The sequence below is a fragment of the Type-C symbiont of Plautia stali genome (genome assembly GCF_059730935.1).
On sequence record NZ_AP035923.1, the window covers coordinates 2671252 to 2683210 of the forward strand.

The 11959-nt window shown below is 59.1% G+C and carries 8 protein-coding genes; 1 reads left to right on the forward strand and 7 read right to left on the reverse strand.

Annotated features, from left to right (window positions below):
- The first annotated feature begins 20 nt into the window (after nt 1–20).
- Entirely contained in the window at nt 21–1211 is a 1191-nt protein-coding gene (locus AC6I7J_RS12635; RefSeq protein ID WP_021508330.1) for an amino acid aminotransferase, read from the forward strand.
- A 32-nt stretch (nt 1212–1243) separates the two neighbouring features.
- On the opposite strand, the gene AC6I7J_RS12640 is transcribed toward AC6I7J_RS12635, so the two are convergent.
- The 7 genes from AC6I7J_RS12640 to cmoM all read right to left on the reverse strand — a co-directional run bounded on the left by AC6I7J_RS12640 (nt 1244) and on the right by cmoM (nt 11885).
- Nucleotides 1244–1873 (reverse strand): MBL fold metallo-hydrolase, encoded by a 630-nt coding sequence (locus AC6I7J_RS12640; RefSeq protein WP_058775376.1) that lies wholly within the window; start codon nt 1871–1873, stop codon nt 1244–1246.
- Between the two features lie 36 nt (nt 1874–1909).
- Nucleotides 1910–2461 carry a peptidoglycan L,D-endopeptidase MepK gene (gene mepK, locus AC6I7J_RS12645; protein ID WP_498005831.1) on the reverse strand — a complete coding sequence of 184 codons (552 nt, stop codon included), beginning with the start codon at nt 2459–2461 and terminating at the stop codon, nt 1910–1912.
- 188 nt (nt 2462–2649) lie between these two features.
- The gene (gene ldtD / locus AC6I7J_RS12650; RefSeq protein ID WP_498005833.1) at nt 2650–4452 is read right to left on the reverse strand and encodes a L,D-transpeptidase; all 1803 of its coding nucleotides are present in this window, start codon (nt 4450–4452) and stop codon (nt 2650–2652) included.
- A gap of 156 nt (nt 4453–4608) precedes the next feature.
- Nucleotides 4609–9075 carry a chromosome partition protein MukB gene (gene mukB / locus AC6I7J_RS12655; RefSeq protein WP_498005835.1) on the reverse strand — a complete coding sequence of 1489 codons (4467 nt, stop codon included), beginning with the start codon at nt 9073–9075 and terminating at the stop codon, nt 4609–4611.
- Nucleotides 9072–9800: a chromosome partition protein MukE gene (mukE, locus tag AC6I7J_RS12660; protein ID WP_031279857.1), complete on the reverse strand. Its 729-nt coding sequence runs from the start codon at nt 9798–9800 to the stop codon at nt 9072–9074. Before mukE ends, mukB begins: the two co-directional genes overlap by 4 nt.
- Nucleotides 9781–11103, reverse strand: coding sequence for a chromosome partition protein MukF (gene mukF / locus AC6I7J_RS12665; protein ID WP_498005837.1), 1323 nt, complete (start codon nt 11101–11103; stop codon nt 9781–9783). The genes mukE and mukF overlap by 20 nt, the downstream gene beginning before the upstream one ends.
- Nucleotides 11104–11114: 11 nt before the next feature.
- Entirely contained in the window at nt 11115–11885 is a 771-nt protein-coding gene (gene cmoM, locus AC6I7J_RS12670; RefSeq protein WP_498005839.1) for a tRNA uridine 5-oxyacetic acid(34) methyltransferase CmoM, read from the reverse strand.
- Nucleotides 11886–11959 lie beyond the last annotated feature (74 nt).

An 11959-nucleotide genomic window follows, 5' to 3' on the forward strand; every position in this document is an offset into this window, starting at 1 on the left:
CACCCTAACGGAACTGACTCATGTTTGAATCAATCTCTGCCGCACCAGCCGATCCTATTCTGGGACTGGCTGACCTGTTTCGCGCCGACGACCGCCCGAATAAAATCAATCTTGGCATTGGTGTTTATAAAGATGAAACCGGCAAAACGCCGGTGCTGACCAGTGTGAAAAAAGCTGAGCAGTATCTGCTGGAGAACGAGACCACCAAAAACTACCTCAGCATTGATGGTCTGGCTGATTTCGCGCGCTGCACGCAGGAACTGCTGTTTGGCAAAGAGAACGCGCTGATTAGCGCTGGCCGCGCCTGCACCGCGCAGACGCCGGGCGGCACCGGTGCGCTGCGCGTCGCCGCGGATTTCCTCGCTACGCAAACCAACGTCAAACGCGTCTGGGTGAGCAATCCCAGCTGGCCGAACCACAAAAACGTGTTCAACGCCGCTGGTCTGGAAGTGTGTGATTACCAGTATTACGATGCGGCGACCCACAGCCTCGACTTCGACGGCATGCTGGCCTCGCTGCAGGAAGCGCAGGCGGGCGACGTGGTGCTGTTCCACGGCTGCTGCCATAACCCGACCGGTATCGATCCTACCGCTGACCAGTGGCAACAGCTGGCGCAGCTGTCGCTGGAGAAAGGCTGGCTGCCGCTGTTCGACTTCGCCTACCAGGGCTTCGCACGCGGTCTGGATGAAGATGCTGAAGGCCTGCGCATTTTCGCTGCATCCCATCAGGAACTGATCGTTGCCAGCTCCTACTCGAAAAACTTTGGTCTGTACAACGAGCGTGTCGGTGCGCTGACGCTGGTAGCGGCAACGGCCGACGTGGCGAAGACAGCATTCAGCCAGGTGAAATATAGCATCCGCGCCAACTACTCTAACCCGCCGTCGCACGGTGCTGCCGTGGTCGCCACCATTCTCGGTAACGACGCGCTGCGTACCATCTGGGTGCAGGAACTGACCGACATGCGCCAGCGCATTCAGCGTATGCGTCAGCTGTTTGTGAATACCCTGGCGGAGAAAGGCGCACAGCGCGATTTCAGCTTCATCATCAAACAGAACGGCATGTTCTCGTTCAGCGGTCTGACCAAAGATCAGGTGGTGCGTCTGCGTGAAGAGTTTGGCGTGTATGCGGTGAATTCCGGTCGCGTTAACGTGGCAGGTATGACGCCGGATAATATGTCGGCGCTGTGCGAAGCCATCGTCGCGGTGCTGTAACCAACGAAAAATGGGCCTGATGGCCCATTTTTTTATTGCAGGAAAGGATTACTGACGCGCTCGTGGCCGAGGGTGGAAATCGGGCCATGGCCGGGAACAAACGTCACATCGTCACCCAGCGGCAGAAGTTTATCCCGGATTGCCGCGATTAGATCGCTGTGGCTGCCCTGCGGGAAATCGGTGCGTCCGACGCCACCGTTAAAAATCACATCACCTGAGAGCAACAGACGGCCAGCACGATCAAAGAACACGATATGACCAGGCGTATGCCCTGGACAGTGCAGCACTTCCAGCGTCACGTTGCCCAGCTGTACCGTCTCGCCCTCTTCCAGCCAGCGATCTGGCGTCAGCGGCGCACACTCCGGCAAACCAAACATCCGGCTTTGAGTGGGCAGGTTATCCAGCCAGAAGGCATCGGCTGGCTGCGGCCCGACGATCGGCACCTGATAGTGCTGCGCCAGTTCGGCAGCAGCACCGACGTGATCGAGATGGCCGTGGGTCAGCAGGATTTGCGACGGCGTTAAGCCTCGCTCCGCCAGCACGGCAATAATGGTTTCGGCATCGCCGCCGGGATCAACCAGCGCAGCCTGTTGCGTCTCGTCATCCCAGATAACGGAACAGTTCTGTGAAAAGGCGGTGACCGGAATAATCAGGTAATTCATAGCGCTCCATGACCGACACACGCAGCGCTGCCGGTATCAGGACCAGTGCCTTGCAGGCCCGGTATCAATGTGTACGAAGTTGCTGCGCGGGTAATATCCTACACCACCGGCGCGCATAGATAACGCCGCTTTGCGAACATTGCTCAGAGAAATGCCCTCAATGTGGAAATCCATCGCCTGCCCTTTGGTGTGATAGCTGTGTTTGGCCACGCCAGGGCCCGATTCACGCAGCATATTATTGGTCGCCAGCGTACGGTAGCCGGAGATCAGCTGCACCGGTTTGCGCGTATTTAGCAGCGTCTGCAAACGATAGAGCTGGTCAAACAGATGCGGATCGATGTGTTTAACCTGATTGGCGCGGTAATCACGGAAGAAGTGGTTTAAGCGAGCTAACTCACCCTTGTCATAACTCTTACCGTTAAAAAACTCAGTTTTGAGGGTTTCACCGGTATGCATGTTACTGAGCGTTAATACCCGGGGGCGGGAGGTGGAAACTGACGCCAGCGCTGCACCCGGCAGCAGTGACAATCCAGCCGCTGCGCCACCCAGCAGCAATAAACGACGACGTTGAGAATCAAAATTAGCCATGAAGCGGGGTTACCTAATCTAAAACGATAAAAATATGTGCAAAAAGTACACAAGGCCGAACAGTAACCGCAGCCTGGAGAGCAGTCAACCCGCAATCTGTCACAGAATGCGCAAAACCGGTCTGAAATCAATTTTCCAGACCGGTCTTGCCATTTTCTTTAAGGGAAGGATAACAGGGAAATCAACGCTTAGAGCAGCAGCTGCCCCGCTTTGGTCAGCACCTGGCTGCCGGAGCGCGCCGGGTTATCATAATTGTAAATATCTGTACGATACTGCGGCTGGCCATCGTCCGCCACCCAGGCCGTAAGGTAGTAGAGATTGACCGGAATGCGATGGCGAATCGGCACGTAGCGCGTATCGCCCTGCTTCAGCGTGTCAGAGATACGGCTGTCGTTCCAGCCCGCGCCCTGCAACAGCAGATCGGCCAGTTCAGAAGCTTTGTTAACGCGCACGCAGCCGGAGCTGAGCGCGCGGATATCACGCTGGAACAGGCCATGGTTCGGCGTGTCGTGCAGATAAATTGCGTCTGAACTCGGCATGTTGAATTTATAGCGGCCCAGCGAGTTGCTGGCACCTGGCGCCTGACGAATGCGATACGGGAAACTGGCGGCGGAGACCATGTGCCAGTCAATCATCGACGGATCAATCACTTCCGCATCGGCGCTCCAGCCCGACAGCAGCGTGTAGCCGTGCTTATACAGATAGCCCGGATCCTGCTTCACCTTCGGCACGATATCCTGGCGCACCAGCGTAGTGGGCACGTTCCACGGTGGATTGAGTACCACATTATTGAGCGCGCTGCGCATCAGCGGCGTTTTGCGGTCCGGACGACCGACAATCACCCGCGAGGACAGAATGGTATTGCCGTTGTTGTAGTAGGTCAGGGAATAGTTGGGAATATTCACCATGATGCCGTTGTGCATGTCATCCGGCAGCAGACGCAGACGCTGGATATTCAGCGCCAACAGCGCTGCACGCATCTGCGGCGAAACATTCAGCCACTCGCGGGTACGTGGGCCGATGGCACCATCGTCTGCCAGTCCCTGCCAGTGCTGGAAGCGTTTTACCCCCTCCACCAGCGTGTTGTCGTAGACATTATTGCTGGCAGCCGGGGTGACCGTGCTGATGTTGCCGCTGGCCTGCGGTACCTGCGCCGGCAGATCGCTGACGCTGGTGGCCGACGGGCTGACGGCCACGGGCTGATCGCTCTGGCTCACCGGCTGCGGCGCCGTAGGGACGGCATCGTCGGCTGGCGTGGGCGTCGCGCTGTGCGTGCCGGTCAGCATCCCGGTGCGCTGCAGAATCTCACGCAGCGCCGGCACATCATCGCTGATCTGACCCGGGCGCAGCGTGCCCTTATCGCGCAGCTGCGGCCACGGCCGGTTATCGGTCAGCAACGCTTTTAACGCGCTGTGCATCGGTGCGTACTGCGGATGCTGCGGTTGCAGCGACACCACAAAGGCGCGACTGCCGCCGCCGTTCACCGCATTCTGCCACTGATTGATGGCGGAAAGTGACGGCATGGTCAGCTTGTACGGCACATTGCTGTACAGCCAGGTTTCGCCCTGGGTCGGTACGTTAGCGACAAACTGCAGATAGCCAAGCATGGCGTCGCTCAGCACCACGTCCCGCGCGAAGCCTTTGATATCCGGATTAGTGAGCAACTCTACCCAGCGGGTAAACTGCGGCTGTACGCCGGAGAGCGCCACTTCTGCCAGCTGCTGCTGGAAAGCCTGCACGGCGTCGCGATCCTGCCACAGCGGCGCCATGTTGCGTGCCGCATAGATGCCGGCGAGGCCGGGCAGATAAAAGGGTCGTTCGCTGGGGCTAAATGCCTGCTGAATTTGCTGCTGGCTGGCAGCCACTGATAGCGTGCTGTGCGGCAGCGCGCCGACGTCTGCCGCCTGGCTGATAGCCAGCGGTGCCGCCATCAGTGACAAACTGAGTGCTATTGCAGCACGATTAACTCTGCTCTTCTTGTTCAGCAACATCCCTGCCCCCTTCTTACCAAAGACACAGCATCCTGAAAACGCCGTGTACCGCCTGTACTCTTATGGTTGAGTATAAAATAAAAAACGGCATCCGCCTCGCAGGGCCGATGCCGTTTACAGATTAACCGCAGCCTGAATTTTTAACCAGATTTGCTGCTAGCTATTTTCAGTGGCCACGCCTGCACCGGGATTTTCCTGTTTCACCGGCGTCGGATCGGCGGAGAAACCGCGCAGTCCGACCACGTGCACATGCTCCGTATTGTTAAAGACTTTACGTACCAGCTTATAAGTGGTGCCTTTTTCCGGACTGATATTCTCCGGCGCGGCGATCACCAGCTGCATTTCCAGACGCTCGCACAGTTCGAACAGCGTGGCGATGGAGCGCGCATCAAGACGCGCGGCTTCATCGAGGAACAGCAGGCGGCACGGTGAAATATCTTTACCGCGCAGACGCCGTGACTCCTCTTCCCAGCTCTGCACCACCATCACCAGAATCGACATACCGGTACCGATCGCTTCACCGGTCGACAGCGCCCCGCTTTCGGCGCGCAGCCAGCCGTCTGAGCCGCGGTTCACTTCCACTTCCATCTCAAGGTAGTTGCGGTAGTCGAGCAGCTCTTCACCGATGGTCTGCGCCGTGCGCTGGCCCATATCAATCTGCGGATTGAGACGCTGATACAGCTTCGCCAGCGCTTCCGAGAACGTGAGGCGATTGCTGGTAAACAGATCCTGATGCTGTTCATGCTCTTCCGACAGCGTATCCAGCAGCATGGCGTGCGTTTCGCGTACGTTGACGTTCAGCCGCACGCTGCGCACCTGGCCAAAGCTCACCGCCTGCAAGCCCTGGTTCAGCTGACGGATGCGGTTCTGCTCGCGCTGAATGGTTTTGCGGATGATATTGGCCGCACTGCGCGAGCTGATCGCCAGCGTCTGCTCACGCGCCGTCAGCTCTTCGGTCAGGCGGTTCAGCTCAATCTCCATCTGCTCGATGGCTTCAACCGGATCGTCGGTACGAATAATGTCCTGACGGATACGTTCACGCAGATGCTGATAGACGGCGATAAAGAACTGAATCTTGCGCTCCGGCCGTTTTGGATCTTCCGACATGCGCAGCACATCGCGCAGGTGTTCATTATCCGCGACCGCCAGGCGCAGCGCACCGAGCGCCTTATCCGACATTGAGCGCAGCTCGTCGCCGCTCAGGTAAGCCAGTTCGCGGCGATGCAGACGGCGCTCGACGCCGTTCTCTTTCACCAGGCGCAGCACGGTGCACCAGCCCGCTTTGGCGCTGACAACCTGCTCACGCATCAGGTGATAATCGCGCTCCAGCTTGCGCAGTTTCTTCTGCAGGCTATCCATCTCGGCTTCGCAGAAGGTGAGCTGTTTCTCCAGCTGATTGCGACGCGCACGGTTGTGGCTGAGCGCCGTGTAGAGTTCGTCACGCCGGCTGCGCGCGCGCTCCTCGGCGCTGGCATCGGCGTGCACGCCAATATCCTGCATCTCCTGCTGCAACTCTTTCAGCATGTCGCGCTTGGCGTCGTACGAACTCTTCAGCGATGCCAGCACCTGGGAATACTGCGTCAGCTGCGCCTGATGCTCGCGCAGGCGTTCGCGCGCGCGGCTGCGTTCGCCTTCCGCCTGCTCCAGACGCTGGCGCAGTTTTTCGTTGAGATCGCTGTTACCGGTCAGCATGCCAGCCGAATCTTCATAGCTGAAGTGCGCGCGGCGCTGCACCACTTCGGTCAGGGCAAATGCCTGCTGACGCGCTTCGCGCTGCTGCTGCTGCGCCTGCTGATAATCACGCGTCAGCTGTTCGTGCTGCTGCGGATCGCTCTGCAGCACCGCCACCAGCGGCTCCAGCTTGCTGAGTTTCGCGCCGTGCTGATGCAGGAAGCGCGCGGCTTCCTGGGCTTCTTCCACCCGCTCACGAATCTCTTCGCAGCGGTCGGCCAGCGAGTCGTCAAGCAACAGGTTAACGCGCGGCAGCAGGCGGTTGAGCTGCGCCACGCCCTCTTTTGCCTGCTCGAACTGGGCACGCTGCTGCTGGTTGTCATTCTCGTGCTGCGCCAGCGCGCGCTCCAGCTCGCCCCGACGGCTGTTGAGCTGACGCATCTGCGCTTCCGGATCTTCGTCGAAGGCCACGGCCAGGTGGCTGCCGATAAAGCGGCTAAACGACTGATGCAGACGCTGGGTTTTCTGCACGTCAAATGACAGCGTGGCAAAACGTTCGGCCAGCTGGTCGCGCTCATTGTTCAACAGCTCCAGCTGATTTTCCCGCGCCGCGCGACCAAACAGCGGCACTTTCGGGAAGCGCGAATAACGCCACTGGCGCTCCGCCACTTTGACAACGACCGCATTTTCCAGCTCGTCGACGCTAAAGACGCTGTCATCAAACGACTGTGGATCGCCTTCGATCAGATAGAGATCTTCCGGACACTCTTCCAGGCCGTCGAGCATCTCGCGCACCAGCGACAGGTCCGGTACCACAATGGCGTGACGCGATGGGCCATACAGCGCGGAGAAGTACGGCGCATCATCCAGCGTCACGTCATCGTAAATTTCTGACAGCAGCACGCCGCCAAACCGCTCCGCCAGCTGGGTCAGGCGCGCATCTTCCGCGCCGCCCGGCTGGCTGAGTCGCGCAATCTGCTGCTCAACTTCACGCTTGCGCGCCGCCACTTCATCACGCTCAACGGTGGTTTCACGCTCGCGCTCCAGCAGCTGCTGCATATATTCGGTGATCTGCTGGCTGCTGCTCAGCGTCTGGCCGGTCTGCTCGCTCAGCTGGGTGAGAATCTCCTGCGCCGCCAGCCAGTGCGGTGCCCGCGCGGTCAGCGTAGTGATGCGCTCGCGCAGCTGCTCCAGCTCCTGGCGCATCAGCATGCGGCGTTCACCGGCGTCGGCCACGCTTTCGTTCAGCTGCTCTATCTGCGCTTCCAGTTCACGCTGCAGGCCTTCCAGCGCGTCAGCGTCATACTGCTGCCCCTGACGTTTACAGAAGTCGGCCAGCAGACGTTCGGCGTCATGCTGCTCGCGCAGGCGGGTTTCCAGTTCGTTGAGACGCAGACGCAGCGAAGAGAGCTGTTCGGCATGATGGCGCTGATTAGCGGCATCGCGCAGCAATTCGCGCCCGACCTGCCACGCATCCTGCCGGCTTACCTCGCCAGCAATACTGGTGACCAGCGCCAGCGCCTGTTCAAACTGGCTGTGCGCCGCTTCCGCCACGCTCAGCTTCTGCTCCAGGCGCAGCAGCCGTTCGGTGGCCTCTTCTTCGCGCGCCTGGAAGGTTTCCTGCCACTCTGCGGCGTTGTCGATGGTGAGGTCCGGCAGCTGGCACTGCGCCCGCGCTTTTTCCAGCGCCTGCAGCGCCTGCTGATACTGAATGGCGCGGGTTTGCTGCACATCAAGCGCCTGCTGAAAATCGGCCAGCTGGCTTTTCAGCTCGTCGACTTCAATTTCCGCCGCTTCAGCGCGCGCTTCGTTCTCTTCCTGCACCTCACGCGCTTCGGCCACCACTTCATTCTGCTCTTCGAGGCGATAAGTCAGCTCTTCCAGATCGGCGTCGTAACGCGCGATCTTCTCCTGCTGACGCATCGCCGTCTGGACCAGATTAAGGTGATCGCTCGCCGCCTGATAATCGGTTTCCAGATCGCTCTCTGCGCCGTTGTGCTCAGAAAGTTCGCGCGCCATTTCGATGTGACGATACTGTTCCGATGCCAGCTGATGGCGGCTGGTGAACAGCTCGTTACGCAGCTGCAGCGCACCGTCGAGATGGATGCGACGCTCGTTGGCGTGGCGCATGTAGTCGGCAGAAACGTAGCTGGTGGCTTCAGAGATCAGATGCTTAAACAGATCGCGGTCCGACTGCGTGACGCGAATCGCTTCCAGCGTCATGCGGTTTTCGCGCAGCGCCGCTTCCATATCCTGGAACGCTTTACGCACGCCGCCGTTTTCCGGCAGCAGGTAATCGCGCAGCGAGCGGGTAATGGCGCTGGAGATACCGCCATACAGCGAAGCTTCGATCAGACGGTAGAATTTGCTGCGATCGCCGGCGGTGCGCAGGCGACGCGGTACCACGCCGAGCTCAAACATCATGGCGTGGTAGTCCGTGACCGAGCTGAACTGGCGGAACTGCACGCCCTCCTGCGCTTCGACCCGCTCCTTCACCTCCGCCAGCGGCAGCACGCGCGCCTGACGGCTGCCGAGAATTTCGGTCAACATATCGGTTGGCAGCGTATCGGTCGGCAGGCCGTGAATACTGAACGGCTTGATGTCGACTTTCTTATCGCGTCCGGCCACCTGCTGCAGGCGCACGCCAGCCACCACGCGCTGATGGCGCGAGTTGACCACATCCAGCACCGCATAGCAGACGCCAGCGCGCAGTTTGCCGTGCAGGCCTTTGTCGCGCGAGCCGGACGTGGCACCGGCTTCAGTGGTGTTACGGAAATGCAGCAGGGTTAAGTCCGGAATCAGTGCCGTAACAAACGCCGCCATGGTGGTCGATTTACCGGCACCGTTACCGCCGGACAGCGTGGTGACCAGCTCATCCAGATCAAAGGTGCGGGCAAAGAAACCGTTCCAGTTGATCAGCGTGAGCGATCGAAATTTACCGCGTTCAATCATGCCTGTTCATCCTCCGCGCGCTCGCTCGCGTCGTGTTCGCTGTCATTTTCTGCCTCGTCGCTCTCACTGGCGACCGGTGCGTTCTCCAGCGTCATCGCTTCACCGTCACGAATCAGGCGCAGCTGCGCTTCACGTGCGTCGTCACCGCTGCGCACATCCGCACCAAAGCGGAAAACGGACTCCATGATGCGGAACTTGCTGCTGTCGTTGCCCATAAACCACACCATGCCGAGACGGCGCAGACGACTGAGCGACGCACGCATCTTCTCCTGCAGTTTGGCGCGATCCAGGTCCGATCCGGTGGAGCGCTGGTTAACCAGCTTCAGCAACCTGCTTTCATCCGCCAGCGACAGTAGCTCGTCGTACAGCTCCTGCTGGGTGAAAATGCCCTCGTTGGCCAGCCGCTCCGGGCTGAGGTAGAGATAACAGAGAATTTTACCTACCATCATGTCGAGCTCGGACAGCACCGAGCGCGGGATCAGCGTGGTTGAGCGCGGACGCAGATAGAAAAAACCTTCCGGTGCGCGGATCAGCTCAACGTTGTAGCGCGCATAAAACTCTTCTAAGAACGGCTGGTAATCCATCAGAAAAGCGTGATTATCCAGCTCTTCAATACCAATGTGGCGGCCGGCGCGTAACTGGCTATCGAGCGCGGGAAAAATCGGGTTTGCCAGTGCCAGCGCCAGTTTGACCGGCATCACTTGTTCAATATTTGTCGATGACATGTGCCTGCACCTTGGCTCCGTAATCATTGATAGTCTGCCATTCCGCAGGCAGACCGGCTAAATCGGCTTCGGCCACGCCGAGTCGCACCGCCTGATCGATGACGATACGTGCGAGGTCGAAGTGGCGCGCGCGGGGATATTGCGCCAGATAATCACGCATCACCGTGGCGAGATGCAGCGGCTTCTGCTGCTGCTTGTAAACCTGCAGCGCTTCTTCAATCATCGCCGCCAGCTGCTCGCGGATTTCGTTAAACTCTTCGTACTCCATCTCCGGCGGCAGCTCGCCCATCACCTCGTCGTTACGCAGCGTCATCTCTTCATCGCGCATGTCATACAGACGGTCGGCATTGGCGTAGGTCAGCGCCCACGGCTGATCGAAATAGTTCTGCACCGACTGGCGTAAACGCTGCGCGAACACGCGGTTTTTATCCATGTCGATGGCAGTACGAATAAATTTGTGCACGTGGCGGTCGTAACCGATCCACAGATCGATAGCCTGCTGGCCCCAGCTGATAATGCGATCAAGCTTGTTTTGCAGGTCAAACACCAGCTTGTCGACAAAGCCCAGATCCGGGCTGCTCAGCGTGGCGTCCTGAATCCGCAGCAGATTAGCCTGCAGCTTGTCGCCTGCAGCTTCCAGCGTATCCTGCAGTTCACGCAGCGTGCCGGAGGTCTCCGACAGCAGCAGCTCGCAGCTGGAGATGGCCGCGCGCCAGTCTTTATTCAGCAGATCGGCGATATCGCTTTTTACCGCCTGCTGCTGTTCGTCCATCAGGCGCTGCGTCATGTCGATGCTGTCAAATATTTCCGCGACCGAATATTTCAGCGGCGCAAAGACGTTGCGATGCCAGTGAAATTCGTCGCCATCTTCCTCGGCGGCGTCGGCGGCGCGCTTCAGCTCCTGCGCAACAATCGACAGCTGCATCGACAGGCGCAGCGTGGAAAATTCGCGCTGGCGGATGTAATAGTCGGTGATGCCGATCGCCAGTGGCGTCAGACGATAGATGGCGTGACCTTCGGTCAGCTCGCTGGTAAAGCGGTTAAGCAGGCGCTGACGCACCATGTCGTTGATGGCGTTGTTGGCACGGACCTGAACGGTTTCGTGGGTTTGTTCAAACGCTTTGCTGACGTGACGAAAGGCGTCAATCAGCTCACCTTCACTCATCTCGCCGTCCATGCGCTCCCCGTTGAGGGTGGCGATGGCCAGCAAAAACGCCAGACGTTCTACCGGCAGCGCAAGGGAAAAGTCATTCTTGCGCGCCCATGCCACCAGTTCGGGGACCGTCTGGGAAAATTCGCTCATAGTTGATCCTTCTACCTGGGTTTGCGCGCAGTCACGTGGATATAGCGCCCTAAGCTCAAAAAGGGCTCCTGACGACAGTAGCGCCGTTCCATCTCAATAATTTCCTCAACGCTCTTCCCGGCGCCGGGCTGTGGCTTCATGTAGTCACTGAACACGCGGATACCGGCACGCTGCTCGGTGATAAATCCGCACTGCGTCAGCCAGCGCTGTACATCGTCAGGATCGCGGGGGAAATCCGGTGACAGCGTACGTTTTTTGCGCTTGTTCATGTTGGCGCGCAGATAGCCGAAATTGCCGAGCGTCAGGGTGCGGAACGTCAGGCCGTGCGCGTTATAAAACATCAGCGACAGCACACCACCGGGTTTCAGCGTATGCCACAGCGCCTGCAGCACCGCCAGCGGATCCGCCACCCACTCAAGCACAGCGTGAAACAATACCAGATCCACCGGCTTATCCAAATGTTCGCCAACCTGCTGCGCGCTAATTTGTTTGAATTGCATGTTGTGGCTCACACCTGCGCTGTGCGCATGGGCGGCGGCCAGCTTAAGCATCTCGCCCGACAGGTCGCACAGCAATACCTGGTGCCCCTGCGCGGCGAGGCCGCTGGAGATCTGACCGATGCCACCACCGGCATCCAGCACCGTCAGCGGGCCGGCGGGCAGCGTCGGCAGAATGGCGTTCAGCTCATCCCAGATGATCGCCTGACGCACCTGGCCTTTACGGGTGCCATAAATATTTTGCGAGAATTTATCCGCCAGATCGTCAAAGTTACGATCCTGCATGGTGATGGCTCCGCTTTGCTGCATTCAACTTGTGCTATTTTGTCACAGGCTCGACAAGAATGAACCTTTCATGC